This is a genomic window from Mesorhizobium sp. WSM4817, assembly GCF_055811135.1.
Genome location: NZ_JBVVQQ010000005.1, coordinates 202,218 through 227,940, shown reverse-complemented (window position 1 = coordinate 227,940; position 25,723 = coordinate 202,218). Strand labels below are relative to the sequence as shown.

Genomic DNA, 25,723 nt, shown 5'->3' with positions numbered 1-25,723 from the left:
ATGGCAGATATCAGAAACAATTTCGTCGGCATCAAATCGCCGAATCCGTTCTGGCTGGCCTCGGCGCCGCCGACCGACAAGGCCTACAATGTCATCCGCGCCTTTAGGGCGGGCTGGGGCGGCGTTGTCTGGAAGACGCTCGGCGAAGAGGGGCCGCCGGTGGTCAATGTCAACGGCCCGCGCTATGGCGCGATCTGGGGCGCCGATCGCCGCCTGCTCGGCTTGAACAACATCGAGCTGATCACCGACCGCGACTTGCAGACCAATCTGCGCGAGATCAAGCAGGTCAAGATGGACTGGCCCGAGCGCGCCATCGTCGTCTCGCTGATGGTGCCTTGCGAGGAGCATGCGTGGAAGGCGATCCTGCCGGTGGTCGAGGAGACCGGGGCCGACGGCATCGAGCTCAATTTCGGCTGCCCGCACGGCATGTCGGAACGCGGCATGGGCGCCGCCGTCGGCCAGGTGCCGGAATACATCGAAATGGTGGTGCGCTGGTGCAAGGCCAACACCCGCATGCCTGTCATCACCAAGCTGACGCCGAACATCACCGATATACGCAAGCCGGCGCGTGCCGCCCTTGCCGGCGGCACCGACGCGGTGTCGCTGATCAACACCATCAATTCGATCACCGGCGTCAATCTCGACAGTTTCGCACCGGAGCCGACCATCGACGGCAAGGGTTCGCATGGCGGCTATTGCGGCCCGGCGGTGAAGCCGATCGCCATGAACATGGTCGCCGAGATCGCCCGCGATCCGGAAACGCACGGCTTGCCGATCTCCGGTATCGGCGGCATCACCACCTGGCGCGACGCTGCCGAATTCATGGCGCTCGGTGCCGGCAATGTGCAGGTGTGCACGGCGGCGATGACCTATGGCTTCAAGATCGTGCAGGAGATGATCGCCGGCCTCGAAAACTGGATGGACGAGAAGGGCCATGCCTCGCTCGACGACATCGTCGGCCGCGCCACGCCCAACGTCACCGACTGGCAATATCTCAACCTCAATTACGTCGCCAAGGCGCATATCGACCAGGAGGCGTGCATCAAATGCGGCCGCTGCCACATCGCCTGCGAGGACACTTCGCACCAGGCGATCACCAGCATGGTTGACGGCAAGCGGCATTTCGAGGTGATCGAGGCCGAATGCGTCGGCTGCAACCTCTGCGTCAATGTCTGCCCTGTCGAGAACTGCATCACCATGGAGCCGTTGGCGGCCGGCGTCATCGACCAGCGCACCGGCAGACCGGTGTCGCCGGTCTACGCCAACTGGACGACGCATCCAAACAACCCGATGGCCAAGGTGGCCGCGGAGTAAGTTTGGTCGAAGCGCCAGATCGGTTTCGTCCGGTTGAATTGTCGAGGTTGGCGCTGCCCCTCATCCGCCTGCCGGCACCTTCTCCCCGTATCGTGACGGGGAGAAGGGGGATTGCCGCAACCTCGCCGCCCTTTTTGCACCGCCGACAATTGGCGAAATCATCGGTGATAGCGTCTTTCTCCCCGTCACTATACGGGGAGAAATGCCCGGCAGGGCAATGAGGGGCAGCGCAACCCTTTGAAAAGGAACCGTAGGCCCGGATATTCCTATTGCGGATAAAAATTATCCACGATAAAATATATCCATGAATTGGAATTCAGAAAAATGAAGCTGGGCGAGGGCGTTGAAGCGGCCATCCACTGCGCCGCCATGCTTGCCGGCGTGGAAGGCGCGTCGACCATGCCGGGTGCTGCCATGGCGGAAGCGTTCGGCCTGTCGCCAAGCTATCTGCTCAAGCATCTCAACGCGCTCACGGCGTCGGGCATCCTGGAATCGGTGCCCGGGCCATCGGGCGGTTTCCGGCTGGCGCGGCAGGCGGAGCGCATAACGCTGCTCGACATCGTGCTCGCCGTCGAAGGACGCGAACCGGCCTTCCGTTGCGGCGAAATCCGTCAGCGCGGGCCGGCCAGGCTCGATGCCTCGGCCTATGTCAAACCCTGCGGCATCAGCGTCGCGATGCTGAAGGCCGAGCGCGCCTATCACGCCGCTCTTGCCGAGTCCCGGCTGTCCGACATCGTTGCGGAATACGTGAGCGATGCCGATCCCCGTTCAGTCGCCGCCAACTGCGCCTTTGTCGAGCGTCATCAACGACCGCAGAAATCCAGTTCAACCAAGCAAGCGTGAAGGGAAAGAGAATGAAGCAGAGGCTGCAATTCTTCGGCGCGGCGCCGGAAATCATGAAAGCGGTATCGGCGCTCAACAAGGCGGTCGACGAGTGCGGGCTCGAGGAAGGCCTGCTGCATCTGATCAAGCTGCGGGCGTCGCAGATCAATGGCTGTTCGTACTGCGTCGAGATGCACAGCCGCGAGGCGCGCCGAGATGGCGAGACCGAGCAGCGGCTCTATCTCGTCTCCGCCTGGAAGGAATCGCCGCTGTTTTCCGAGCGCGAACGTGCTGCCTTCGCCTGGACCGACGTGGTGACGAAGATCGCCGACAGCGGCGTGCCGGACGATCTCTATGCTCGCACGCTTGAACACTTCTCGGAAGAGGAATTGGTCAAGCTGTCCGTCGCGATCGGCATGATCAACACCTGGAACCGGCTCTGCGTTCCCTTCCACGCCATTCATCCGGTAGCGGCGGCCAAGGCCGCCTGAGCAGACGAAACTGGATGCGCGGCCTTAACGCCCCGCGCGTCTCTTTTTGCTTTGGGATCAAGACCATGTTGTCGAATTTTGAGAATGAGATTCTGGTTGCCGCACGCCTGCTGCTTGGCGGCGCCTTTGTCTTTGCCAGCCTGCGCAACATCCAGAATGCAGGCTTCCTGACCCAGCTGATGACGACGCGAGGCGTGCCGCAGGCGCGGCTGATGCTGTGGTTGGGGATCGTCCTGCAAATCGTTTCCGGAGCGCTGGTGATATCAGGTGTCTGGACCGCTGCCGCGGCTCTGTGCCTGGTGCTGTTCCTGATGGTGGCCACGCCGATGTTCCACAATTTCTGGGATCATCAGGGCCCCGAGCGCGCGTCGCGCATCAACGGCTTTGTCGGCAACGTGGCGCTTACTGGAGGTTTCCTGGCGCTGGCGGCGCAGCCGCTTTGAAGGTTCGGTGGCCGCCTCGCGGAGGCAGCCGCCGCAGCCTCTGGCAAACGGTCTCAATCTGTCAAACCAATTGCTGAAGCTTCAGCTCTTCGGCTTCAGCCCGTCGATGAACAATTGTTCGAGAAACCTTGCAGCATCCTCGAAGCGGCCGTCGCCGCCGCGGTCGGGGCCGAGCACGGCGCGGACCTGAACGTCGAAATCGGCATAGTGCTGCGTCGTCGCCCAGATCGAGAAGATCAGGTGCCAGGGGTCGGTGGGCGCGATCTTGCCGGCGCGCATCCAGCCCTTGATGACGGCGGCCTTCTCGTCGACCAGCGTCTTCAGCTCGCCTTCCAGCATCGGCATGATGCGCGGCGCGCCCTGCAGGATCTCGTTGGCGAACAGGCGGCTTTCCCTGGGGAAATCGCGCGCCATTTCGAGCTTGCGCCTGATATAGCTGCGCAATTCGGTCAAGGGATCGCCGATGTCGTCGAGTTCGCGCAGCGGCGCCAGCCAGGTGTCGAGAAGCCGCTGCATCAGCGTCTCGTGGATGTCCTCCTTGCGGCGGAAATAGTAGAGCAGGTTCGGCTTCGACATGCCGGCGGCTTCGGCGATCTGGTCGATGGTCGAGCCGCGAAAGCCGCTGGTCGAGAACACCTCGAGCGCCGCCTCCAGGATCAGCTCGCGCTTTTCCTGCTGGATGCGGGTACGGCGAGGGGCCGGAATTTCCATGTCGGCCGTCACCGCGGCATACCATGGCTTGGAGAGCCATCTGGACCAATTCTCTGGACCAGTTTTTCTCCGGCCTGTGGAGCGCGCCTCAGCTGCCGCATTTCCGCTAGTAATCCCTTGACCGCCGACAGGGCGGTGCTAACGTTTGTCCAATCGGTCAAAATTTGCGTAGCACGAAAACGCAGCAGAGACCAAGTGTCGGGAAGACCAAGCGTTAGCCGCACCGAAACAGGTTACAAGGGGAAGTCTTGGTCATGTCCAACCGGCTGAAAGTCACGCCGAACGATCTCAGCGCATTCTGGATGCCGTTCACGGCAAACCGGCAGTTCAAGCAGGCGCCGCGCATGATGGTGTCCGCCAAGGACATGCATTACACGACGAGCGACGGCCGCACGGTTTTAGACGGCACCGCCGGCCTGTGGTGCGTCAATGCCGGCCACTGCCGGCCGAAGATCACCGAGGCGATCCAGAGCCAGGCCGCAGAGCTCGACTATGCGCCGGCGTTCCAGATGGGTCACCCGATCGTCTTCGAACTGGCGAACCGTTTGGTCGACCTGGCGCCGGAGGGCATGGACCACGTGTTCTTCACCAATTCCGGATCGGAATCGGTCGAGACCGCGCTGAAGATGGCGATCGCCTATCACCGCGCCAGAGGCGAGGGCTCGCGCACCCGCCTGATCGGCCGCGAGCGCGGCTATCACGGCGTCAATTTCGGCGGCATCTCGGTCGGCGGCATCGTCACCAACCGCAAGATGTTCGGCACGCTGCTCGGCGGCGTCGACCACATGCCGCACACCCACCTGCCGGAGAAGAATTCGTTCACCAAGGGCGTGCCCGAGCATGGCGCGGAACTGGCCAACGAGTTGGAGCGCATCGTCGCGCTGCACGACGCCTCGACCATCGCGGCCGTCATCGTCGAGCCGGTGGCGGGTTCCACCGGCGTCATCCTGCCGCCGAAGGGCTATCTCGAGAGGCTGCGCGAGATTTGCACCAAGCACGGAATCCTTTTGATCTTCGACGAGGTCATCACCGGCTTCGGCCGTCTCGGCACGCCGTTTGCCGCCGACTATTTCGGCGTCACGCCCGACATCATGACCACCGCCAAGGGCGTCTCCAACGGCGTCATCCCGATGGGCGCGGTGTTCGTCAAGAAGGAAATCCACGACGCCTTCATGACCGGCCCCGAGCATATGATCGAGTTCTTCCACGGCTACACCTATTCGGGCAATCCGATCGCCTGTGCGGCGGCGCTGGGCACGCTCGATACCTATAAGGAAGAGGGCCTGCTCACCCGCGGCCAGGAACTGGCGCCGTATTGGGAAGACGCGCTGCATTCGCTGAAGGGCGAGCCGAACGTCATCGACATCAGAAACATCGGCCTGATCGGTGCGATCGAGCTGGCGCCGATTCCCGGCAGTCCGACCAAGCGTGCCTTCTCGGCTTTTGTGAAAGCGTTCGAGCGCGGCGCGCTGATCCGCACCACCGGCGACATCATCGCGCTGTCGCCGCCGCTGATCATCACCAAGGGCCAGATCAACGAATTGATCGACCATGTGCGTGAAGTGCTGAGGGCGGTGGATTGAGAAACGCGGCGCAGCTTTCCCTGGGGGACGCTGCGCAATCGATGAGGTTTTAGAAATGGCCGCTCCGGGCGAGAATCTGCGAATCAATTCAGACCGTTTGTGGGATTCGATAATGGAGATGGCGAAGATCGGCCCCGGCGTTGCCGGCGGCAACAATCGCCAGACGTTGACCGACGCGGACGGCGAGGGGCGGCAGCTGTTCAAGCGCTGGTGCGAGGCGGCTGGACTTGAAATGGGCCTCGACGAGATGGGCACGATGTTTGCCCGCCGCGAGGGCACCGACCCCGATCTGCCGCCGGTCTATGTCGGCAGCCATCTCGACACCCAGCCGACCGGCGGCAAGTATGACGGCGTGCTCGGCGTTCTTGGCGGTCTTGAGACCGTACGCTCGCTCAACGAGCTCGGCATCAAGACAAAACATCCGATCGTCGTCACCAACTGGACCAACGAGGAAGGCGCGCGCTTTGCGCCGGCGATGATGGCATCCGGCGTGTTCGCCGGCGTCCTCGACCAAGCCGACGTCTACGAACATGTCGACAAGGACGGCAAAAAATTCGGCGAGGAGCTCGAACGCATCGGCTGGAAAGGCAGCGAGAAAGTCGGTGAGCGCAAGATCCACGCCTTCTTCGAGCTGCATATCGAGCAGGGCCCGATCCTCGAGGACGAGGGCATCGACATCGGCGTCGTCACCCATGGCCAGGGATTGAAATGGCTGCAGGTGACGCTGACCGGCAAGGAGGCGCATACCGGCTCGACGCCGATGCCGAAGCGCCGCAATGCCGGGCTCGGCATGGCGCGGGTGATCGAACTGGTGCACGAGATCGCCATGGACTACCAGCCCGACGCCGTCGGTGCGGTCGGCCACATGGAGGTCTATCCGAACTCGCGCAACATCATCGCCGGCCGCACTATGTTCACCATCGACATCCGCTCGCCGGAAAAGGAAGTGCTCGACGCCATGGACGGGCGCATCCGCGAAGGCATCGACACGATCTGCGAAGCGCTCGACATCCAATATCAAATCGACCAGGTCGGCCATTTCGATCCGGTGACTTTCGATCCGGGCTGCGTCAAGGCCGTGCGGGATGCGGCCGAGCGCCTGGGTTACACGCATCGCAACATCGTCTCCGGCGCCGGCCACGACGCCTGCTGGATCAACCGCGTCGCGCCGACGGCAATGGTGATGTGCCCCTGCGTCGACGGGCTCAGCCACAACGAGGCCGAGGAAATCACCAAGGAATGGGCGGCGGCCGGCGCCGATGTGCTGTTCCACGCGGTAGTGGAGACAGCTGTCATCGTGGGGTGAGCTAGAAACCAAGATTCCGAACGTCGCTCACCAAGAAGCGCGAAGAGAACAAGGGAACAAAAAAATGTCCAAAGTCATCAAGAACGGCACCATCGTCACCGCCGATCGAAGCTGGAAGGCCGACGTGCTGTTCAAGCACGGCAAGATCATCGCCATCGGGCCGGATCTGCATGGCGACCACGAGTTCGACGCTAGCGGCTGCTATGTGATGCCGGGCGGCATCGATCCGCACACCCATCTCGAAATGCCGTTCATGGGCACCTATTCGGCCGACGATTTCGAGAGCGGCACCCGCGCCGCGCTTGCCGGCGGCACCACCATGGTTGTCGATTTCTGTCTGCCGGCGCCGCAGCAGTCGCTGCTCGAGGCCTTGCAGATGTGGGACAACAAGACCTCGAAAGCCTCCTGCGACTATTCCTTCCACATGGCGATCACCTGGTGGGGCAAGCAGGTGTTCGACGAGATGGCCACCGTCGTCGACAAGGGCATCACCTCGTTCAAGCACTTCATGGCCTACAAGGGCGCGCTGATGGTCGACGACGACGAGATGTATTCGTCGTTCCGGCGCTGCGCCGACCTTGGCGCGCTGCCGCTGGTCCATGCCGAGAATGGCGACGTGGTGGCGGCGCTGTCGCAGAAGCTGCTGGCCGCCGGCAATAACGGCCCCGAAGGGCACGCTTATTCGCGGCCGCCGGAAGTGGAAGGTGAGGCGACCAACCGCGCCATCATGATCGCCGACATGGCCGGCGTGCCGCTCTATGTCGTGCATGTCTCCTGCGAGCAGGCGCACGAAGCCATTCGCCGGGCGCGGCAGAAGGGCATGCGGGTGTTCGGCGAGCCGCTGATCCAGCATCTGACGCTCGACGAGAGCGAATATTTCAACAAGGACTGGGACCATGCGGCGCGCCGCGTCATGAGCCCGCCGTTCCGCAACAAACTGCACCAGGATTCGCTGTGGGCCGGCCTGCAGGCCGGATCGCTGCAAGTGGTGGCGACCGACCATTGCGCCTTCACCACCAGCCAGAAGCGCAACGGTGTCGGCGATTTCACCAAGATCCCGAACGGCACCGGCGGGCTTGAGGACCGCTTGCCGGTGCTGTGGACGACGGGCGTCAACACCGGCCGGCTCACGATGAACGAATTCGTCGCGGTGACCTCGACCAACATCGCCAAAATCCTCAACATGTATCCGAAGAAGGGCGCCATCGTCGAAGGCGCCGACGCCGACATCCTCGTCTGGGACCCGAAGCGCAAGAAGACGATCACCTCCAAGAAGCAGCAGTCGGTGATCGACTACAACGTCTTCGAAGGTTTCGAGGTGACCGGCCTGCCGCGCTTCGTCTTTTCGCGCGGCGAATTGTCGATCCAGGAGAACGAGGTCAAGGCGAAGCCCGGCCATGGCGAGTTCGTCGCTCGCGAGCCGAATGCCGCGGTCAACCGGGCGCTGTCGACCTGGAAGGAAATTTCCGCGCCGCGCAAGGTGGAACGATCAGGCATTCCGGCGACCGGGGTGTGAGCTTGCGCGGGTTTGTCGAAGTCGGCGCCGCCCCTCAGGGGCAGCGCAAACCTGAAGCGATTGCACTGAAGCCGGCCTCAGGCGACCAGCCCATCCAGTTGCGGCAGCAGCACGACGCTTTCCTGTTCGTTGGGATCGGTGCGGGCGATGACCGCCGAGGCCGGGCTGTCGCTCAGATTGGCCGGCAGATGCGGCACGCCGGCGGGAATGTAGAAGAGGTCGCCGGCCTTGGCCACGGTCTGCTGCTCGAGCCGATCGCCATACCAGGTATGGACCTCGCCGGAGAGCACATAGATCGCCGTCTCATGGCTTTCGTGCATATGCGCCTTGGCGCGGGCACCGGGCGGCATGGTGAGCAGGTGCATGCAGATGCCGGTAGAGCCGACCGTCTCGGCGGCGATGCCGGTGAAATAACTCAATCCCTGCTTGCCTTCATAAGAGCCTTTGGGGCGGATAAGATGGCAGGTGGGTTTGGACGACATCGGGCAAACTCTCGATCGAGTGGGACAAGATAAGTGGAAAGCAGCATTTTGGCAAAAGCAACGGGAGTGCGGCCGGCGCGGCGGCGGTGCGAAAAGCCAGGCTGCGGCCTATGACCGGACAGTCGCCAGCCGTCGTTTCGGCAAGCAAGCTCGGCCTGACCTTCCAGACCAGCGACGGTCCGGTGCAGGCGCTGTCGGATGTCGACCTGACCATCGGCAAGGGCGAATTCGTCTCCTTCATCGGGCCGTCCGGTTGCGGCAAGACGACCTTGCTGCGGGTCATCGCCGATCTCGAGAAACCGACATCGGGAAGCATCTCCGTCAATGGCGTGACGCCGGAGCAGGCGCGCGAAAACCGCGCCTATGGCTATGTCTTCCAGGCGGCCGCACTTTATCCGTGGCGCACGATCGAGCGCAATGTGGCGCTGCCGCTGGAGATCATGGGCCTGTCGAAGGCAGAGCAGGCGGCGCGCATCAAGCGCACGCTCGATCTCGTCAACCTGGCCGGCTTCGAGCAGAAATACCCGTGGCAGCTTTCCGGCGGCATGCAGCAGCGTGCCTCGATCGCGCGGGCGCTGGCGTTCGATGCCGATCTTCTGTTGATGGACGAGCCGTTCGGCGCGCTGGACGAGATCGTGCGCGACCACCTCAACGAACAGCTGCTGGAGCTTTGGGATCGGACCAACAAGACCATTTGCTTCGTCACCCATTCCATTCCCGAGGCGGTCTACCTGTCGACGCGGATCATAGTCATGTCGCCGCGCCCGGGCCGCGTCAGCGATGTCATCGAATCGACGCTGCCGAAAAAGCGGCCGCTCGACATTCGCGAGACGCCGGAGTTTTTGGCGATCGCGGCGCGGGTGCGTGACGGGCTCAGGGCAGGGCACAGCTATGAGGATTGAGCGGGATGGGCTCTCTCCTCTCCCCGACGGTGCCAGCGGGCCCACCCATGGTTTCGTCGTCCTAGGGCGGAGCCGCCGCGAAGCGGCGTTCATCGAGAGCACGGCCAACCACGCCTTCGTCATCCTAGGGCGAAGCAAGGAGCGAAGCGACGCGGCGCAGACCCTAGGATCCATGCCGTTACCTCCCCGCTCCGCAACGGTGCGGAACATCGCTCCCTGTCTTGAGGGAACGTCGGCTGCGGTGGCTTGGTTGGCGGATATTCTGGACCGCTTGGGCCATTCGGCCGAAGTCACGGAATGGATCCTAGGGTCTACGCCCGCCGCTTCGCGGCGGCTTCGCCCTAGGATGACGAAAGCGCGTCACGCAGAGCGTGTGCCGTCTGGCGAGGGCCGCTAGATGGACTCCTTTCGCGACAAGATCGTTCCGGTGACCTCGATCCTCGCAGGCGTGGTGGTCGTCTGGTATGTTTTCGCCGTCATCCTCAACGCGCCGTTCCAGCGCGATCTCGACCGCCGTGCCGGCGAGACGCCGGGGATCGTGGAGTTCATCGGCAAGACGATGGCGCAGCCGAAGCCGACACTGCCGGCGCCGCATCAGGTGGCGGTGAATTTCTTCGAGAACACGTTTCTGCGCAAGGTCACCAGCAATCGCAGCCTTGTCTACAATGCCTGGGTGACGCTGTCCTCGACGCTGCTCGGCTTCGCTTTCGGCACGGCGCTCGGCATCCTGATTGCCGTCGGCATCGTCCATGTGGCGACGCTCGACCGCAGCCTGATGCCGTGGATCATCGCCTCGCAGACCATTCCGATCCTGGCGGTGGCGCCGATGATCATCGTCGTGCTGGCGGCGATCGGCGTTACCGGCCTGATCCCGAAGGCGCTGATCTCGACCTATCTGTCGTTCTTCCCGGTGGCGGTCGGCATGGTCAAGGGCCTGCGTTCGCCCGAACTCACCCATCTCGACCTGATGCACACCTACAATGCCAGCCCCTCGCAGACCTTCTGGAAGTTGCGGGTGCCGGCATCGGTGCCGTTCCTGTTCACCTCGATGAAGGTGGCGGTGGCCGCCAGCCTGGTCGGCGCCATCGTCGGTGAACTGCCGACCGGTGCCGTCGCCGGCATCGGCGCCAAGCTGCTCGCCGGCGCCTATTACAGCCAGACCATCGATATCTGGTCGGCGCTGGTGGCGGGCTCGGTGGTGGCGGCCCTTTTGGTGATGGTGGTCGGCATAGCCGGGCGCCTCGTCGACCGCGCCATGGGCGGGAGGCCGGCATGAGCGATCTCCTGAGCCTTTCGTCGATCACCCCCCGCTCGTGGCAAGGGTATGCCTCGCTTGTCCTTCTTGCCGGCGCGCTGCTTCTTTGGCCGCTTGTCGATGCGGCGCCCGGCTACGGTGTCGGTACTGCGGCTTTGATTTTCTTGTTGCTGCTCCTGGCAATTGGGGCCGATAATTTCCCGCCGGCAATTGGGGTGGTGTTGCTCTTCCTTGGCGCGCATGGCGCAGCGTGGCTGCTGCTCGCCGGCATAACCGGCAATGAGGGCACCGCCCGCGCGTCGTTCTATCTGCTGCTTGCCGCGGCATGGCTCCTGGCCTGGCGCTGCGTGACGGTGCTGTCCGCGCTTCGCCCGGCCTCGCGCTGGGCGGCGACCGCTTTGAGGCTGATCATTCCGGCGATCTTCGGCGCCTGGATCCTGATCATCTGGGAGGCGGTGACGCGCGGCGCCGGCATTCCCTTCATCCTGCTGCCGCCGCCAAGCGCCATCGGCGTGCGCATCGCCAATTCGCTGCCGGTGCTGGCGGCCGACGTGCGGCAGACCATCTTCAAGGCGGTGATCTTCGGCTACATCGTTGGCAGCGGTGCCGGCTTCCTTGCCGCCATCGCGGCCGACCGCGTGCCGTTCCTGCGCCGCGGGCTTTTGCCGATCGGCAATATGGTGTCGGCGCTGCCGATCATCGGCGTAGCGCCGATCATGGTCATGTGGTTCGGCTTCGACTGGCAGTCGAAGGCCGCCGTCGTCATCATCATGACCTTCTTCCCGATGCTGGTGAACACGGTCGCCGGGCTTGCTGCCTCCGGCCATATGGAACGCGACCTGATGCGCACCTATGCGTCGAGCTACTGGCAGACGCTGTTCAAGCTGCGGTTGCCGGCGGCAGCGCCCTTCATCTTCAACGCGCTGAAGATCAATTCGACGCTGGCGCTGATCGGCGCCATCGTCGCGGAGTTCTTCGGCACGCCGGTGGTCGGCATGGGATTCCGGATTTCGACCGAAGTCGGACGGATGAATATCGACATGGTCTGGGCCGAAATCGCAGTTGCAGCACTTGCGGGTTCAGTCTTTTATGGCGTGGTCGCTCTTTTCGAGAGAGCAGTCACGTTTTGGCATCCCTCCGTCCGTGGTGGATAGGGCGGTGGCGGGTTTGGAATCAGGGTTGGATTGAAGGTCCTGGTCCTAAAAGGGTGAACACTTAACTCCAGAGGGTAAAAGCATGAAAAGACTTGTTGTTTCGATGCTGGCCGGCGCGATGTCGCTTGCCGCGTTCCAGGCGATGGCCGCAGACAAGGTGACGCTGCAGCTGAAATGGGTCACACAGGCCCAGTTCGCCGGCTACTACGTCGCCAAGGACAAGGGTTTTTATGAGGCCGAGGGCCTCGACGTCGAGATCAAGCCGGGCGGTCCCGATATCGCGCCCGAGCAGGTGATCGCCGGTGGCGGCGCCGACGTCATCGTCGACTGGATGGGCGGCGCGCTGGCCGCACGCGAAAAGGGCGTGCCGCTGGTCAATATCGCCCAGCCGTTCAAGAAGGCCGGCATGCAGCTGGTCTGCCCGAAGGACGGCCCGGTCAAGACCGAGGCCGACTTCAAGGGCCATACGCTCGGCGTCTGGTTCTTCGGCAACGAGTATCCGTTCTACGCCTGGATGAACAAGCTCGGCCTGAAGACCGACGGCGGCCCGGATGGCGTCACCGTGCTGAAGCAGAGTTTCGACGTGCAGCCGCTGATCCAGAAGCAGGCGGATTGCATTTCGGTCATGACCTACAACGAATACTGGCAGCTCATCGATGCCGGCTACAAGCCGGAAGAGCTGATCGTGTTCAACTACTCGGCCATGGGCAACGACCTGCTTGAGGACGGTCTCTATGCCTTGGAGGACAAGCTCAAGGATCCGGCCTTCGAGGACAAGATGGTGCGTTTCGTGCGCGCCTCGATGAAGGGCTGGAAATACGCCGTCGACAATTCCGACGAGGCGGCCGGCATCGTCATGGACAATGGCGGCCAAGACGAGAACCACCAGAAGCGCATGATGGGCGAAGTCGCCAAGCTGATCGACAATGCCGACGGCAAGCTCGACCCGGCGACCTACGCGCGCACCGCCAAGGCGCTGCTCGACCAGAAGATCATCACCAAGGAGCCAACCGGCGCCTACACGACCGCCATCACCGACAAGGCCATCAAGTAAAGGGCCATCAACCGGGGCCTCTGGGGTCCGCAATTCGAAAAAAGGGGACGGGCGACCGCCCCTTTTTTGGCATGTAAAATAGCCGTTACCGGTGGAAACATCCGCTCGCCACAACCGTTGTTCCAGTGCATCCTGCTTCAGCGGATGTCATCGCCACAACGGAGAATTCCATGCGCATGCAATCCTTCTCGCCGATGCTTTCGGCGCTCGCCGTTTCGGCTTCCTTCCTGTGCGGTTCACCGGCCTTGGCCGACATGATGAAGATGAAGGCGACGCTCGATGGCGCTCAGCAGAATCCAGCCGTCACCACGGAGGGCAAAGGCGAGGCCACTCTCGGCTTCAACACCGACACGAAACAGCTCACCTGGAACGTGATGTATTCAGGTCTCAGTGGACCGGCGACGGCCGGACATATTCACGGTCCGGCAGCAAAGGGTGAAAATGCCGACGTCGTCGTCCCGTTCAAGGGCGCTCCGAAAAGCCCGTTCAAGGGGGGGCGATCCTGACCGACGCGCAGGCTGCCGACCTGATGGCCGGCAAATACTACATCAACATCCATACGGCGGCCCACAAGGACGGCGAGATCCGCGGGCAGATCGAGAAGGCGGCGACGATGTAGCGCAGGCCGCCCGCGGCGGCGATTATAGCACTGCATTAACCTGTTGAAGTCTGCGGGACAGCACCCCCCTCTGTCCTGCCGGACATCTCCCCCTCAAGGGGGAGATCGGATGTCACAACTGCTTTCGCCAATTTACAACGTTGAACAACAGGCGCCAAAGCCAAAGCTGCCGATCTCCCCCCTTGAGGGGGAGATGCCCGGCAGGGCAGAGGGGGGTGGGAGGGAACTCGGCCTGACTAACTATGCCCCTGCGCTCACGACCTGTCCCGTATCTGGGTCATCGTCCGGGTCGGCGTGATCGCCTCGGGGTCGAGCCTGATCTCGACGATCGACGGCTTGCCGCTGGCGCGGGCGCGTTCGAAGGCCGGCGCGAAGTCGGCCGTCTTCTCGACGGTTTCGCCATGGCCGCCATAGGCGCGGGCGAGCGCCGCGAAGTCGGGATTCTTCAGGTCGGTGGCGACGACGCGGCCGGGATATTCGCGTTCCTGGTGCATGCGGATGGTGCCGTAGATGCCATTGTTGACGACGACGACGATGATCGGCAGATCGTACTGCACGGCGGTGGCGAATTCCTGGCCGTTCATCAGGAAGCAGCCGTCGCCGGCGAAGGCGATCACGTCGCGCTCGGGAAACAATTCCTTGGCGGCGACCGCTGCCGGCGTGCCGTAGCCCATCGAGCCGGAGGTCGGTGCTGCCTGCGTGGCAAAGCGGCGGGAACGGTGGAAGCGGTGCACCCAGGTGGCGTAGTTGCCGGCGCCGTTGGTGAGGATGGCGTCGTCGGGCAGCATTTTTTCGAGATAGTTCATGATCGGCCCCATCTGGACGGCGCCGGGGCCGCTTTCGGGCGGTGTCGACCAGTCGAGATAGGCGGCGTGCAGCTTCGGTGTTTCATCCGCCCAGACTGGTGTGGCGGCCGGCTTGCGCCCAGCAAAGGCTTCGACGAAGGCGGACGGCGAGGCGTTGATCGCCAGCGTCGGCCGGTAGACACGGCCGAGCTCGCCGGCGTCGGCATGGACATGGACCAGCAACTGGTCGGGATAGGGGCTCTTGAGCAGCGTGTAGTCGGAGGACGGCATCTCGCCCATGCGGCCGCCGATCAGCAGCACGATGTCGGCCTGGTTGATGGCGGTCGCCAGCTTCGGGTTGATGCCGATGCCGACATCGCCGGCATAGTTCGGGTGGAGATGATCGAACAGCATCTGGCGGCGGAAGGAACAGCCGACCGGCAGGGACCAGGCTTCGGCGATCGTCCGCATCCGCGCGACGGCCTCCGCATCCCAGCGCGTGCCGCCGAGGATGACGAAGGGGCGCTTTGCCTTGTTGAGAAGCTTTTCCAGAGCATCGAGCTCGGCCTCGCCCGGCCGCGTTTCGACAGGCGTGTGGGGCAGGGCGGCCGGCGCTTCGGCCAGGCTGGTCAGCATGTCTTCCGGCAGCGAGATGACGACCGGGCCGGGACGGCCGGATGTCGCCACCGCGAAGGCGCGGGTGACGAATTCGGGAATGCGCGCGGCGTCGTCGATCTCGACGACCCATTTGGCGATGTCGCCGAAGAACCTGACGTAGTCGACCTCTTGAAAAGCCTCGCGCTGCTTGGCGTGGCTGGCGACCTGTCCGATGAACAGGATGACGGGCACCGAATCCTGCATGGCGATGTGGATGCCGGCCGAGGCGTTGGTGGCGCCGGGGCCGCGGGTGACGAAGCAGATGCCTGGCTTGCCGGTCAGGCGGCCATGGCAGTCGGCCATCATCGCAGCACCGCCCTCCTGGCGGCAGACGATGGTGCGGATCGGCGAGTCGTGCAGCGCGTCGAGCACCGCAAGGTAGGATTCGCCGGGCACGCAATAGATACGGTCCGTTCCGTTGGCTTCGAGCGCATCGACAATCAGTTGTCCGCCGGTCTTCATTTTCCTGACCTCTCCAGTTCGGCAAGGATTTCTTCGGTGTGTTCGCCGAGACGCGGCGAGGGCCGTTCATAGAACAGCGGCGTGCCCGACATGACCATCGGCGCGCGCACCGAGGGCAACAGATTGCCATGGCCGTCGTCGAGGTCGAGCCGCATGCCGCGCGCGATGGTCTGCGGGTCGGCGAACATCTCGCCGATCGTGTTGATCGGGCTGGCAGGCACGCCTGCCGCCTCCAGCCTGGCCAGCAGCGGATCGCGATCGAAGGTTTTCAGCGCCTCGATTATATGCCCGCGCAGCTTGGCCCGGCTGGCGACGCGGGCGGGATTGGTGGCGAAATCGGGGTTCGATGGCAGCTCGTCCAACCCGACGGCCGCGCAGAACTTGGCGAACTGGCCGTCATTGCCGATGGCAAGGATGATGTGGCCGTCCTTCACCGGCACCACTTCGTAGGGCGCGATGTTCATATGCGCGTTGCCCATCTGCACCGGCGATTTTCCCGAAACCAGATAGTTGAGGTTCTGGTTGCCGAGCGCCGAGATCTGGCTGTCGTAGAGCGCCATGTCGATATGCTGGCCCTCGCCGGTCTTCTCGGCATGGCGAAGTGCGGCCTGGATGGCGATCACCGAATAGAGGCCGGTGAAAATGTCCGAAATGGCGACACCGGCCTTTTGCGGCTCGCGGCCAGCCTCGCCGGTGATCGACATCATGCCGGCCATGCCCTGGATGATGAAGTCATAGCCGGCGCGTGGCGCATAGGGCCCGTCCTGGCCGAAGCCGGTGATGGAGCAATAGATCAGCCGCGGGTTGATATTGCGCAAGCTGTCATGGTCGAGCCCGTATTTCTTCAGCCCGCCGAGCTTGAAGTTCTCGATCAGCACGTCCGATGTCGCGGCCAGTCGGCGCACTGTCTCGGCGCCCTCGGGCGTCGAGAAATCGATGGCGATGGAGCGCTTGCCGCGATTGCAGGAATGGTAGTAGGCGGCCGAAAGGTTTTCGCCGTCATGGCTCATGACGAAGGGCGGACCCCATTTCCGGGTATCGTCGCCGCCATCAGGGCTCTCGACCTTGATCACGTCGGCGCCTAGATCGGCAAGCAATTGCCCCGCCCACGGCCCGGCCAGGATGCGGGCGAGTTCGATTACGCGGATGCCTTTCAGCGGAGGCTCGGTCATGGATCACCGTGATTGATCGAAAGCGCAGGCTCTGGTTTTCTTTTTATGCATGTCCTTATCCCAAAACCGCTGCGCACTTTTGGGCAACATGCACTATCAATCCCGCGTGCCGAAGTCACGGCTCTTGCAATGGGCCAACCGGACCTCTCGATCAGGCTTGTTTCAGCACGCTGTCGGCCCATGCGGCGAAATCGTCCATGATGATATTTCGATTCACCTCGTTCAGGCTTTCGTGGCGGGCCTCGGCGTAAACCTTTGAAACGAGATTCGAAAAGCCCATCCTGTGCAGGCGCCCAGCGAGATGGCTGACCGCCTTGCCACGATCGGTAGCAGGATCCTTTTCGCCGCCGACCAGGCAGATCGGCAGGGTCTTGCGGATGCCGGAAAAATTAGCGTCGTCGGCGCCGTCGAAGACAAAGCCGAACAGGTCGCGCCACATCGACACCGACGCATCCCAGCCGCACAGCGGATCGGCGATGTATTTGTCGACTTCCGCCGCGTCGCGCGACAGCCAGTCGAACGGAGTGCGGTGACCGGGGACGGCCTTGCCCCAGGCCTGGAAGGTCAGTCTCGGCAGCATGCGCGACGGCATGTCGGAGCCGAGCCGGAATTTTTCCCAGGCCAGGATGACTTGCGCTGCACGGCTGGCGAGCCCGGCGGAAAAATTGGCGTTCCAGATGGCGGCGGCGTGCAGCCGGTTGGAATGGTGAAGCATGAAATTCACCGCGACGAGGCCGCCCATGGAATGGCCGAAGACGATGACCGGCAGGCCGGGATGGTCGCCGGCGATCAGATCATGCACGGCGGCGACATCGGCGATGACCTTGGCGCCGCCATCCACATTAGCGAATCTGCCGAGCGGAGCGTCTGGCGCCTTGGTTGCGCCATGGCCGCGATGGTCATGGGCATAGACGTGGAAGCCGCACTCGCCCAGAAAGGTAGCGAAGCGGACATAGCGCGCGGCATGTTCGGCCAGTCCGTGATTGATCTGGACGACCGCACGCGGGCGGCCCTCGGCGCGTTTCACGTAAAGGTTGAGCTCGGCGCCGGTCGGCGATCGCAGCACGCGCTGCTGGCTGAATGACATTGTCGCTTCGTCTCCAACGCGTCTTTAGCGCCTGCGAACGTTTGTGTGCGCCGACGCCGGTTTTGCGTCAATCCGTTCGCGGTGTTTTGCAGCGCTGTTCTTGCGTCGCAACGCGGGTATCGCAATTCTGACATGGAGAACTTGCTACCGAGAGAGGGCGGCAGTCTGTTGCCCAGCATTATTCAACCGGAGAGTACCCATGCGTACGCTGACAGGTCTTGTTTTTGGATCGGCGCTTGCCGCCGCGTCGCTGACGGGTGCTGCGCGGGCCGAGGTCAAGATGAGCGGCTCTTTCGTCGCCGACGCCACCTGTCCAGCCACCCAGGCCATCAGGAGCGGCAGGAACCCCGGCAATATCGCGACCGATGCGGGACAGAGCTACGAGCTGCTGGCTGGCAACAAGGATGCTCCCACCCACTATCTGATCCGCGTGCCCGGGGCCGATCCGGAGCGCCGCTGGGTGAAGGTCAATTGCGGCCATGTTTCGGGCGGCAGCGCGTCCACGGAACCGGCAGCACCTGTGCCGGCCGACCGGGAGAAGCCTGCTGAGCCGGCTTCGCGAAAGCCCGAATATGTCCTCGCGCTGAGCTGGCAGCCGGCGTTTTGCGAGACCAGGCCCGGCAAGACCGAATGCAGGGCGCAGACCGCGGCCGGTTTTGAGGCGACGCATTTCACCTTGCACGGGCTGTGGCCGCAGCCGAACGGAAATTTCTATTGCCAAGTGGCAGCGGCCGACAAGGCGAACGACAATCCGGCGCACTGGCAGGACCTGCCGACGGTCAAGCTCGAGCCGAACACCCGGTCGGAGCTCGATCAGGTCATGCCAGGCACCGCATCCGCTCTCGACAGGCATGAGTGGATCAAGCATGGCACCTGTTACGGCAAGAGCCAGCAGGCGTATTTTTCCGATGCGCTGAACTTGACGCGCGCGGTGAATGCGTCATCGGTGCGTGATCTTTTCACGCAGAAAATTGGCCGGGATCTGACCTCCGACCAGATCCGCGCCGCCTTCGACGGTGCCTTTGGTCCCGGTGCCGGCGATCGGGTTCGCGTCTTCTGCGTGAACGATCCTTCGAGCGGCAGGCGGCTGATCGGCGAACTGACGCTCGGCCTGACCGGCCCAATCGGTCCGAACTCTTCGCTCAGTGAGCTGCTGCTGGCCTCAGTGCCGACGAACAATGCCGGCTGTCCGAAAGGCATCGTCGATCCGATCGAGTTCCAGTGACACGCCGAGCCCGTCTTGGCCCGAAGGCCGATCCGAAATGCCAAAACAGTTTGCCGTTCGGCGCGGCATCGCCTACATAGCGCGCAACTTCCATTCAATCCGACATTCCAGTCGACTTTTCAGGGAAAGCGCGCGTGGCACGCCAGTTCATCTATCACATGGCCGGCCTCAACAAGGCCTACGGCACCAAGAAGGTGCTCGAGAATATCCACCTCTCCTTCTACCCGGACGCCAAGATCGGCATCCTCGGGCCGAACGGCGCCGGCAAGTCGACCATCCTCAAGATCATGGCCGGCATCGACAAGGAGTGGAGCGGCGAGGCGTGGCTGGCCGAAGGCGCCACCGTCGGTTACCTGGCGCAGGAGCCGGCGCTCGATGCGAGCAAGACCGTGTTCGAGAACGTCATGGAAGGCGTCGCCGCCAAGACCGCGATCATCGAACGCTACAACGAATTGATGATGAACTATTCCGACGAGACGGCCGACGAGTCGGCCAAGCTCCAGGACGAGATGGACCGGCTCAACCTGTGGGATCTCGAACAGCAGGTCGAGATGGCGATGGAAGCGCTGGGCTGCCCGCCCAAGGAAGCCGACGTCACCAAGCTGTCGGGCGGCGAGCGCCGCCGCGTGGCACTGTGCCAACTGCTGCTGCGTCAGCCCGACCTTCTGCTGCTCGACGAGCCGACCAACCATCTCGACGCCGAGACGACGGCGTGGCTGGAAAAGCATCTGCGCGCCTACCCGGGCGCGGTGATGATCATCACCCACGATCGCTACTTCCTCGACAATGTCACCGGCTGGATCCTCGAGCTCGACCGCGGCCGCGGCATTCCCTATGAGGGCAACTACACCAAATATCTCGAAGCCAAGGCCAAGCGGCTCAAGCAGGAGGGCCGCGAGGACGATGCGCGCCAGCGGGCGATCGGCCGCGAGCGCGAGTGGATCCAGTCCAGCCCGAAGGCACGGCAGACCAAGTCGAAAGCGCGCATCCAGGCGTTCCAGGATCTGCTGGATGCGGCCGACAAGCGGCGTCCGAGCGACACCCAGATCGTCATTCCGCATGGCGAGCGGCTCGGCAATGTGGTGATCGAGGTCGAGGACCTGTCGAAGGGCTTTGGCGACACGCTGCTGATCGACGACCTCGAATTCAAGTTGCCGCCCGGCGGCATCGTCGGCGTCATCGGCCCGAACGGCGCCGGCAAGACGACGCTGTTCCGCATGATCACCGGCCAGGAAAAGCCGGATGCCGGCACGATCCGCGTCGGCGAGACGGTCAAGCTCGGTTACGTCGACCAGAGCCGCGATGCGCTCGACCCGACCAAGACCGTCTGGGAAGAAATCTCGGGCGGCGCCGAAGTGGTCAAGCTCGGCAAGTTCGAGGCCAACACCCGCGCCTATTGCGCGTCGTTCAATTTCCGCGGCGGCGATCAGCAGCAGAAGGTCGGCAATCTGTCCGGCGGCCAGCGCAACCGTGTCCACCTGGCCAAGATGCTGAAGACCGGCGGCAATGTGCTGCTGCTCGACGAACCGACCAACGATCTCGATACCGAAACGCTGGCGGCGCTCGAAGACGCGCTGGAAAACTTCGCCGGCTGCGCCGTCATCATCTCGCACGACCGCATGTTCCTCGACCGGCTGGCGACGCACATCCTTGCGTTCGAAGGCGACAGCCATGTCGAGTGGTTCGAGGGCAATTTCGAGGATTACGAGCAGGACAAGATCCGCCGGCTCGGCCCCGATGCCGTCAACCCGCACCGCATGACGTACAAGAGGTTGACGCGCTAGGGGTTTTTAGGGCGGCGAATTCTCAAATGATCTGAGGAACTGAAATGGCAGACTGGTCCGCCGCCCAATATCTCAAATTTGAGGACGAGCGCACGCGTCCGGCGCGCGATCTCGTCGCGCAGGTGCCGGTGCCGGCGCCACGCCGGGTGGTCGATATCGGCTGCGGGCCGGGCAACTCGACCGAATTGCTGGTTGAGCGCTGGCCGGGCGCGCAGGTCAGCGGTTTGGACACCTCGGCTGACATGATCGAGAAGGCGAGGGCGCGTCTGCCGGATGTGGCCTTCGAACTGGCGGATGCGGCAGCGTGGCAGCCCGAAGAGCCGGTCGACGTGATCTTCGCCAATGCGGTGTTCCAGTGGCTGCCCGAGCATCCGGCGATCTTCCAGCGGCTGATGGGATTTTTGGCGCCCGGCGGCGCGCTTGCCGTGCAGATGCCCGACAATATGGGCGAGCCCTCGCACCGGCTGATGCGCGAGACGGCGGCCGAAATGCCGTTTGCCGAAAAGCTCGAGTGTGCTGCGCGCGGGCCGCTGCCGCTAGTGTCGTTCTACTACGATCTTTTGTCGCCGTTCTCCGACCGGCTCGACATCTGGCACACCGCCTACAATCATCCGCTGGCCGATGCCGGGGCAATCGTCGAGTGGCTGAAGTCGACGGGGCTGAAGCCGTTCCTCGATCCGCTCGACGAGAACGAGCGACGGTTTTTTCTCACGCGCTACACCGCTGGGATAACCGAAGCCTATCCGAAGACGGCGAACGGCAAGGTGCTGCTGCGTTTCCCGCGCCTTTTCATCGTCGCGCGGCGCGCTGCCTAGAAACGATTGGCGACACCGAGACGCACTGCCTGGCTGCGCTTGATTCGCCACAACGCGTATTTCAGCCACGCAAGGTTGTGGTCTTGTGCCTCAGGCCCTTGATTTAAGCCGGCTTAAACTAGCTTGATGCGAATAATGTTGCGCCGAACTCTCGCGGCGCCCACATCAAGCCGTAGCGCCTGCGCATGGGGACGAACTGAAAATGCATCGCGTCATCATCAGCGGCATCGGCGTTGAAATCCCCGAGCCTTCGATCACCAATGAGGAATTGGTCGACAGCTTCAATGCCTGGGTCGAGATGGAGAATGTCCGCCGCCAGGCTTCGTGCGAGACGCTGCTGCAGAAGTCGGACAGCGCCTTCATCGTCCATGCTTCGGGCGTGCAGACGCGCCATGTGATCGAGCGGGAAGGCATTCTCGACCCGACCCGCATGGCGCCGCGCATTCCGGCGCGGCCGGACGACGCACTGTCGCTGGAAGCCGAGTTCGGCATCGCATCGGCCAGGAAAGCGCTCGACCATGCCGGCCTGGAGCCACCTGATATCGACCTGGTGATCTGCTCGGCCTCGCATCACCAGCGGCCCTATCCGGCGATCGCCATCGAGATGCAGCAGGCGATGGGCACGAGGGGCGCCGGCTTCGACATGGGCCTTGGCTGTTCGTCGGCGGCGGCGGCGTTGCATATCGCGGTCAATCTGGTGCGGGCGGGCGCACACAGGCGCGTGCTGGTGACGACGCCCGAAATCATCACCGGCCATCTCAACTTCCGCGACCGGCAGACGCATTTCATCTTCGGCGATGCTTCGGTCTCGATGGTCGTCGAGGGGCTTGCCCAGGGCGACAAGCGGCCGGGACGTTTCGAGGTGCTCGACACCCGGACCTGGACGCAGATGTCCAACAACATCCGCACCAATCTCGGCTATTACACGCGCACCGCCCAGGACGATCCGTATATGATCAACCTGGAAGGCAACCTGATCAATCAGGTCGGCAACAAGGTGTTCAAGGAAGTCACCGTCGCCGGGCACAAATTCATCGTCGAGTTCCTGGCCGAGCATGGGCTGACGCCGCAAGCGATCCGGCGCTTCTGGCTGCATCAGGCCAATGCACGTATGAACGCCATGATCCTGAAGCTGTCGTTCGGCCACGAGGTCGACCATGACCGCGCGCCGATGGTGCTGGAGCGCCTCGGCAACACCGCCGGCGCCGGTGCCGTCGTCGCCTTGTCGGAAAACCACGCCGACATGAACGCCGGCGACTATGGCCTGCTCTGCGCCTTCGGCGCCGGCTATTCGATCGGCGGGGCGCTGTTGCGCATGCTCTGATTGGCGCGAACGGCACCGGCATTGGAAGGCGCCGGTGTAATCGCATCAGCCTGCTTGACTGGAGCATCAGTGTTTTAGGCTGGACCTGATGAACTCACTGCGGCTAATTGCTTGGCATCACGCACGGAGCGAAGCCTATGCTGGACCTCTTCCCCGAGACGGTAAACCCGGTCGAAATCATCCCGGCGCGGAAACTTGTCGCGCGGGTGGCCGCGCTTTACGTCGCGCCATCGGATCATTTCGAGACACGCGCGGTGGATGAATTGCGGCTTGGCTTCGACGGCATCGACGGCGATTTCCACGCCGGCGCGACGCGGCGCTCCGGCGGGCGCGAGCCCTGGTATCCACGCGGCACCGAGATGCGCAACGAGCGGCAGCTGTCGATCGTGGCCGCGGACGAGCTGGCGATCGTGGCAGGGCGGATGGCCATCGCCGAGATCAAGCCGGAGTGGATCGGCGCCAATCTGTTGATCGAAGGCCTGCCGCATCTCTCGATGCTGCCGTCCGGCACGCTGCTGTTCTTCAAAGGCGGCGTCACCGTCAAGGTCGATGCGCAGAACGGACCTTGCCGCATCGCCGGGCGATCGGTTGCGGAAAATGCCGGAATGGCCGACCGTGAAGCCGGCGCGCTGTTGTTCCCGAAAGCGGCAAAACGGTTGCGCGGCCTTGTCGCCTGGGTGGAAAAACCAGGACGCATCACGGCCGGCGAGGAGATTTCGGTGCGTGTGCCCGAGCAGTGGATTTACCGGGCCTGAGGCCAGGGATGGTCAGGAATAGTGCACCGGGCTGCACCAGGTCGGATCTCGGTGCTTTTGCCAATAGATCGCCATGAGGCGCCTGGTAATCGCACCGACCTTGCGGTCCGCGACCGGAACACCGTCGATCACCGTTACCGGCATGATGCCGCCGGCGGTCGAGGTGATGAAGACCTCATCGGACTGACGCAGCGCAGCGACGCTGACATCGGCCGCGGCAACGGCAAGCCCTGCCTCCGCGCAGAGATCGAAGACGGTGCGGCGGGTGATGCCTGGCAGCACGCCGACAGCCGGCGTCGATAGTTTGCCGTCGTCCACGCAAAAGACGTTGGAGCCGGGGCCTTCCGCGACATTGCCGTTGAAATCGAGGAGCAGTGCGGTCTCGGCGCCGCGGTCATAGGCGTCGTAGAGGCCTCGCACAAGGTCGAGCCAGTGGTAGTTCTTGATTGTCGGGTCGATCGAGGCTGGTGGGATACGCACTTTGTCGCTGATCGCCACATGCAGGCCGCGCTGCAATTGCTCGGCATTGGCGACCGAGCCGAAGGGAACGGCGAACGCCATGAAGCGGTTGATCGCGTCGCGCGGGTCGCGGCTGAAGGTCGGCGAGGCGCCGCGCGTGCACAGCATCTCGACATAAGCGTCGCGATGACCCGACGGCGCCACGCAATTGTGGAGGATTTCGGCGACTCCATCGCGGTCGAACGGGATCGTCATGCGCAGCTTTTCCAGCCCGCCGAAGAAGCGATCGAGATGCAGGTCGAGGCGGAAGAAACGACCGTCCCAGACATGCACCGTGTCGTAGGTGGCGTCGGAATGCAGGAAGCCCCAATCCAGCACCGAGATCTTGGCTTGCGACATCGGCAGATACTGCCCGTCCAGGAAGGCAACACCATCGGGGTAGGAGTGCGGGTCTATATGATGGGCGGAGAGCGAGGGCAGTGGTTTGGCGTGCGGATCGATCAAGTTGCTCATCACGTCCTCCGTCAGGTCGTCTTCGTCGAACGCGATAGAGCGCTGCGGCGGTTGGCACAAGACACAGGCCGGGGTTGCGGATGAGCCATTGGGGGATCTGGTTATTCCTCGTCCTCATCCTGGAGCAGACGGGTGGCGCGCCAACGGGTCAGCACCCTGTTGGTCTGTTCCATGACGAAGAAACGCGCCGAGTCGCGATCGTAGCCTTCGGCCAGCAGTTTCTCGTAGTCGGTGTGCACATGACGGATATGGGCTATTGTCGCCAGCCATACGGCAATGCTCGGCGGCAAGCTCTTCATATGCACCGCGCCAGCGTCGGCGCGGATCTTCTCCATGTCGGCATAGGGCGCCAGCGGCAAAAGCGCTGTCAGCGCCTTAGCGATGGCGCGGCGGCGACCGGTCGGCGCGTTCATCGCCCGACCTGTCCGGGCCCGACCTGTCCGCGCTCGTCCCGTCCGGCAATTGTCGCGTCGGCAAAGGCATCGGTCGAAGCGAAATAAGGCTTGATGTCGATCACCGGCGTGCCGTCGAGCAGGTCGATGGCATCGAGATCGATACGGCCCGTTTCGATGTCGAGGGCGACGAGCCTGGCGATATGCAACCCGACCGGGTTCGGCCGGGCCGGGGAGCGCAGCGAAAAAACGCCCTTCGGTTCAGCCGCATGGCGGGGTTTCTGAACAATCAGGGTCCGCGGTGCGTGGTGCAGCCAGGACAGGATGATGACGTGGCTGGCGCGTTCAAGCCCGAGCAGGCCCTCGCGATAGGGCAGGTCGATGGTGAGAACTGCCGGCTTGCCCGTTTCCCGCGCGGCTTTCATGTTCTTGGGGCAAGTTTCCCGCGAGGTCCAGGGCGAGGCGATGCGACCGATGAAGACGACATGGCCATCCGGCGGCATATCGGCGGGATCAGTTTCCAGAAGCTTTTCGCCGCTGCGCGTTTCGAACATGGTTTTTGCCCCGATCCTGCTTCCGGCTGTGCGCGATCCGCCACGCATGCGCCATTTTCTTGTCCGGGAGCGACATAGCGCTTGCAA

24 protein-coding genes and 1 pseudogene are annotated in these 25,723 nt (G+C 63.4%); 17 read left to right on the top strand and 8 right to left on the bottom strand.

Annotated features, from left to right (window positions below):
• The 4 genes from preA (at position 1) to AC0L2K_RS09835 (ending at position 3,070) form a co-directional block, all read left to right on the top strand.
• Entirely contained in the window at positions 1 to 1,314 is a 1,314-nt protein-coding gene (gene preA / locus AC0L2K_RS09850) for an NAD-dependent dihydropyrimidine dehydrogenase subunit PreA (RefSeq protein WP_128167225.1), read from the top strand.
• 324 nt (positions 1,315 to 1,638) lie between these two features.
• Positions 1,639 to 2,157 (top strand): RrF2 family transcriptional regulator, encoded by a 519-nt coding sequence (locus tag AC0L2K_RS09845; protein WP_473531228.1) that lies wholly within the window; start codon positions 1,639 to 1,641, stop codon positions 2,155 to 2,157.
• Positions 2,158 to 2,168: 11 nt separating this feature from the next.
• Positions 2,169 to 2,627: a carboxymuconolactone decarboxylase family protein gene (locus AC0L2K_RS09840; RefSeq protein WP_091600277.1), complete on the top strand. Its 459-nt coding sequence runs from the start codon at positions 2,169 to 2,171 to the stop codon at positions 2,625 to 2,627.
• Positions 2,628 to 2,692: 65 nt separating this feature from the next.
• Positions 2,693 to 3,070, top strand: a complete 378-nt coding sequence (locus AC0L2K_RS09835) for a DoxX family protein (RefSeq protein WP_473531227.1) — start codon at positions 2,693 to 2,695, stop codon at positions 3,068 to 3,070.
• Positions 3,071 to 3,151: 81 nt separating this feature from the next.
• On the opposite strand, the gene AC0L2K_RS09830 is transcribed toward AC0L2K_RS09835, so the two are convergent.
• Entirely contained in the window at positions 3,152 to 3,781 is a 630-nt protein-coding gene (locus AC0L2K_RS09830; RefSeq protein ID WP_128174246.1) for a TetR family transcriptional regulator C-terminal domain-containing protein, read from the bottom strand.
• Between the two features lie 254 nt (positions 3,782 to 4,035).
• Here AC0L2K_RS09830 and aptA point away from each other — a divergent pair, with 254 nt between their 5' ends.
• From aptA to hydA, 3 genes are all read left to right on the top strand, one after another.
• Positions 4,036 to 5,364 (top strand): omega-aminotransferase AptA, encoded by a 1,329-nt coding sequence (gene aptA, locus AC0L2K_RS09825; protein WP_023798690.1) that lies wholly within the window; start codon positions 4,036 to 4,038, stop codon positions 5,362 to 5,364.
• A gap of 55 nt (positions 5,365 to 5,419) precedes the next feature.
• Positions 5,420 to 6,670: a Zn-dependent hydrolase gene (locus AC0L2K_RS09820; protein WP_473531226.1), complete on the top strand. Its 1,251-nt coding sequence runs from the start codon at positions 5,420 to 5,422 to the stop codon at positions 6,668 to 6,670.
• A 64-nt stretch (positions 6,671 to 6,734) separates the two neighbouring features.
• The gene (gene hydA / locus AC0L2K_RS09815; protein ID WP_473531225.1) at positions 6,735 to 8,186 is read left to right on the top strand and encodes a dihydropyrimidinase; all 1,452 of its coding nucleotides are present in this window, start codon (positions 6,735 to 6,737) and stop codon (positions 8,184 to 8,186) included.
• A gap of 77 nt (positions 8,187 to 8,263) precedes the next feature.
• On the opposite strand, the gene AC0L2K_RS09810 is transcribed toward hydA, so the two are convergent.
• Entirely contained in the window at positions 8,264 to 8,668 is a 405-nt protein-coding gene (locus AC0L2K_RS09810) for a cupin domain-containing protein (protein WP_473531224.1), read from the bottom strand.
• 110 nt (positions 8,669 to 8,778) lie between these two features.
• Between AC0L2K_RS09810 and AC0L2K_RS09805 the strand changes: the two genes are divergently transcribed.
• From AC0L2K_RS09805 to AC0L2K_RS09785, 5 genes and pseudogenes are all read left to right on the top strand, one after another.
• Entirely contained in the window at positions 8,779 to 9,570 is a 792-nt protein-coding gene (locus tag AC0L2K_RS09805; protein ID WP_287237206.1) for an ABC transporter ATP-binding protein, read from the top strand.
• A 397-nt stretch (positions 9,571 to 9,967) separates the two neighbouring features.
• Positions 9,968 to 10,846, top strand: a complete 879-nt coding sequence (locus AC0L2K_RS09800) for an ABC transporter permease (protein WP_023798697.1) — start codon at positions 9,968 to 9,970, stop codon at positions 10,844 to 10,846.
• A complete protein-coding gene (locus AC0L2K_RS09795; protein ID WP_473531223.1) occupies positions 10,843 to 11,979 on the top strand; it encodes an ABC transporter permease in 1,137 nt (378 codons plus the stop codon). The genes AC0L2K_RS09800 and AC0L2K_RS09795 overlap by 4 nt, the downstream gene beginning before the upstream one ends.
• An 82-nt stretch (positions 11,980 to 12,061) precedes the next feature.
• Complete coding sequence (locus tag AC0L2K_RS09790; protein WP_023798699.1) at positions 12,062 to 13,033, top strand: ABC transporter substrate-binding protein; 972 nt, start codon at positions 12,062 to 12,064, stop codon at positions 13,031 to 13,033.
• A 170-nt stretch (positions 13,034 to 13,203) separates the two neighbouring features.
• A pseudogene (locus AC0L2K_RS09785) lies at positions 13,204 to 13,652 on the top strand (CHRD domain-containing protein).
• Positions 13,653 to 13,906: 254 nt separating this feature from the next.
• On the opposite strand, the gene AC0L2K_RS09780 reads toward AC0L2K_RS09785, so the two are convergent.
• From AC0L2K_RS09780 to AC0L2K_RS09770, 3 genes are all read right to left on the bottom strand, one after another.
• On the bottom strand, positions 13,907 to 15,556 hold the full coding sequence (locus AC0L2K_RS09780; protein ID WP_473531222.1) for a thiamine pyrophosphate-binding protein: 1,650 nt from the start codon (positions 15,554 to 15,556) through the stop codon (positions 13,907 to 13,909).
• On the bottom strand, positions 15,553 to 16,728 hold the full coding sequence (locus AC0L2K_RS09775) for a CaiB/BaiF CoA transferase family protein (RefSeq protein ID WP_128246389.1): 1,176 nt from the start codon (positions 16,726 to 16,728) through the stop codon (positions 15,553 to 15,555). Before AC0L2K_RS09775 ends, AC0L2K_RS09780 begins: the two co-directional genes overlap by 4 nt.
• Before the next feature lie 151 nt (positions 16,729 to 16,879).
• Positions 16,880 to 17,815 carry an alpha/beta fold hydrolase gene (locus AC0L2K_RS09770; protein WP_473479945.1) on the bottom strand — a complete coding sequence of 312 codons (936 nt, stop codon included), beginning with the start codon at positions 17,813 to 17,815 and terminating at the stop codon, positions 16,880 to 16,882.
• Positions 17,816 to 18,014: 199 nt separating this feature from the next.
• Here AC0L2K_RS09770 and AC0L2K_RS09765 point away from each other — a divergent pair, with 199 nt between their 5' ends.
• The 5 genes from AC0L2K_RS09765 (at position 18,015) to AC0L2K_RS09745 (ending at position 23,718) form a co-directional block, all read left to right on the top strand.
• Positions 18,015 to 19,040, top strand: a complete 1,026-nt coding sequence (locus AC0L2K_RS09765; RefSeq protein WP_128167201.1) for a ribonuclease T2 family protein — start codon at positions 18,015 to 18,017, stop codon at positions 19,038 to 19,040.
• Between the two features lie 134 nt (positions 19,041 to 19,174).
• Entirely contained in the window at positions 19,175 to 20,824 is a 1,650-nt protein-coding gene (gene ettA, locus AC0L2K_RS09760; RefSeq protein WP_027153822.1) for an energy-dependent translational throttle protein EttA, read from the top strand.
• Between the two features lie 44 nt (positions 20,825 to 20,868).
• Positions 20,869 to 21,639 (top strand): trans-aconitate 2-methyltransferase, encoded by a 771-nt coding sequence (gene tam / locus AC0L2K_RS09755; RefSeq protein ID WP_473531221.1) that lies wholly within the window; start codon positions 20,869 to 20,871, stop codon positions 21,637 to 21,639.
• A 202-nt stretch (positions 21,640 to 21,841) separates the two neighbouring features.
• Complete coding sequence (locus AC0L2K_RS09750) at positions 21,842 to 22,963, top strand: beta-ketoacyl-ACP synthase III (RefSeq protein WP_473531220.1); 1,122 nt, start codon at positions 21,842 to 21,844, stop codon at positions 22,961 to 22,963.
• 137 nt (positions 22,964 to 23,100) lie between these two features.
• Positions 23,101 to 23,718, top strand: coding sequence for an MOSC domain-containing protein (locus AC0L2K_RS09745; protein ID WP_091594098.1), 618 nt, complete (start codon positions 23,101 to 23,103; stop codon positions 23,716 to 23,718).
• 12 nt (positions 23,719 to 23,730) lie between these two features.
• Here AC0L2K_RS09745 and AC0L2K_RS09740 read toward each other — a convergent pair whose 3' ends face one another.
• The 3 genes from AC0L2K_RS09740 to tsaA all read right to left on the bottom strand — a co-directional run bounded on the left by AC0L2K_RS09740 (position 23,731) and on the right by tsaA (position 25,636).
• Positions 23,731 to 24,690, bottom strand: a complete 960-nt coding sequence (locus tag AC0L2K_RS09740; protein WP_473531219.1) for an aminotransferase class IV — start codon at positions 24,688 to 24,690, stop codon at positions 23,731 to 23,733.
• Between the two features lie 101 nt (positions 24,691 to 24,791).
• Entirely contained in the window at positions 24,792 to 25,103 is a 312-nt protein-coding gene (locus AC0L2K_RS09735; RefSeq protein WP_128167195.1) for a DUF2293 domain-containing protein, read from the bottom strand.
• The gene (tsaA, locus tag AC0L2K_RS09730; protein WP_287228206.1) at positions 25,100 to 25,636 is read right to left on the bottom strand and encodes a tRNA (N6-threonylcarbamoyladenosine(37)-N6)-methyltransferase TrmO; all 537 of its coding nucleotides are present in this window, start codon (positions 25,634 to 25,636) and stop codon (positions 25,100 to 25,102) included. Before tsaA ends, AC0L2K_RS09735 begins: the two co-directional genes overlap by 4 nt.
• Positions 25,637 to 25,723: the final 87 nt, after the last annotated feature.

What these genes read in the sequence shown, in the direction of transcription:
- preA (WP_128167225.1), top strand. Translation starts at nt 1, where the DNA reads ATGGCAGATATCAGAAACAATTTCGTCGGCATCAAATCGCCGAATCCG.
- AC0L2K_RS09845 (WP_473531228.1), top strand. Translation starts at nt 1,639, where the DNA reads ATGAAGCTGGGCGAGGGCGTTGAAGCGGCCATCCACTGCGCCGCCATG.
- AC0L2K_RS09840 (WP_091600277.1), top strand. Translation starts at nt 2,169, where the DNA reads ATGAAGCAGAGGCTGCAATTCTTCGGCGCGGCGCCGGAAATCATGAAA.
- AC0L2K_RS09835 (WP_473531227.1), top strand. Translation starts at nt 2,693, where the DNA reads ATGTTGTCGAATTTTGAGAATGAGATTCTGGTTGCCGCACGCCTGCTG.
- AC0L2K_RS09830 (WP_128174246.1), bottom strand. Translation starts at nt 3,781, where the DNA reads ATGGAAATTCCGGCCCCTCGCCGTACCCGCATCCAGCAGGAAAAGCGC.
- aptA (WP_023798690.1), top strand. Translation starts at nt 4,036, where the DNA reads ATGTCCAACCGGCTGAAAGTCACGCCGAACGATCTCAGCGCATTCTGG.
- AC0L2K_RS09820 (WP_473531226.1), top strand. Translation starts at nt 5,420, where the DNA reads ATGGCCGCTCCGGGCGAGAATCTGCGAATCAATTCAGACCGTTTGTGG.
- hydA (WP_473531225.1), top strand. Translation starts at nt 6,735, where the DNA reads ATGTCCAAAGTCATCAAGAACGGCACCATCGTCACCGCCGATCGAAGC.
- AC0L2K_RS09810 (WP_473531224.1), bottom strand. Translation starts at nt 8,668, where the DNA reads ATGTCGTCCAAACCCACCTGCCATCTTATCCGCCCCAAAGGCTCTTAT.
- AC0L2K_RS09805 (WP_287237206.1), top strand. Translation starts at nt 8,779, where the DNA reads ATGACCGGACAGTCGCCAGCCGTCGTTTCGGCAAGCAAGCTCGGCCTG.
- AC0L2K_RS09800 (WP_023798697.1), top strand. Translation starts at nt 9,968, where the DNA reads ATGGACTCCTTTCGCGACAAGATCGTTCCGGTGACCTCGATCCTCGCA.
- AC0L2K_RS09795 (WP_473531223.1), top strand. Translation starts at nt 10,843, where the DNA reads ATGAGCGATCTCCTGAGCCTTTCGTCGATCACCCCCCGCTCGTGGCAA.
- AC0L2K_RS09790 (WP_023798699.1), top strand. Translation starts at nt 12,062, where the DNA reads ATGAAAAGACTTGTTGTTTCGATGCTGGCCGGCGCGATGTCGCTTGCC.
- AC0L2K_RS09780 (WP_473531222.1), bottom strand. Translation starts at nt 15,556, where the DNA reads ATGAAGACCGGCGGACAACTGATTGTCGATGCGCTCGAAGCCAACGGA.
- AC0L2K_RS09775 (WP_128246389.1), bottom strand. Translation starts at nt 16,728, where the DNA reads ATGACCGAGCCTCCGCTGAAAGGCATCCGCGTAATCGAACTCGCCCGC.
- AC0L2K_RS09770 (WP_473479945.1), bottom strand. Translation starts at nt 17,815, where the DNA reads ATGTCATTCAGCCAGCAGCGCGTGCTGCGATCGCCGACCGGCGCCGAG.
- AC0L2K_RS09765 (WP_128167201.1), top strand. Translation starts at nt 18,015, where the DNA reads ATGCGTACGCTGACAGGTCTTGTTTTTGGATCGGCGCTTGCCGCCGCG.
- tam (WP_473531221.1), top strand. Translation starts at nt 20,869, where the DNA reads ATGGCAGACTGGTCCGCCGCCCAATATCTCAAATTTGAGGACGAGCGC.
- AC0L2K_RS09750 (WP_473531220.1), top strand. Translation starts at nt 21,842, where the DNA reads ATGCATCGCGTCATCATCAGCGGCATCGGCGTTGAAATCCCCGAGCCT.
- AC0L2K_RS09745 (WP_091594098.1), top strand. Translation starts at nt 23,101, where the DNA reads ATGCTGGACCTCTTCCCCGAGACGGTAAACCCGGTCGAAATCATCCCG.
- AC0L2K_RS09740 (WP_473531219.1), bottom strand. Translation starts at nt 24,690, where the DNA reads ATGAGCAACTTGATCGATCCGCACGCCAAACCACTGCCCTCGCTCTCC.
- AC0L2K_RS09735 (WP_128167195.1), bottom strand. Translation starts at nt 25,103, where the DNA reads ATGAACGCGCCGACCGGTCGCCGCCGCGCCATCGCTAAGGCGCTGACA.
- tsaA (WP_287228206.1), bottom strand. Translation starts at nt 25,636, where the DNA reads ATGTTCGAAACGCGCAGCGGCGAAAAGCTTCTGGAAACTGATCCCGCC.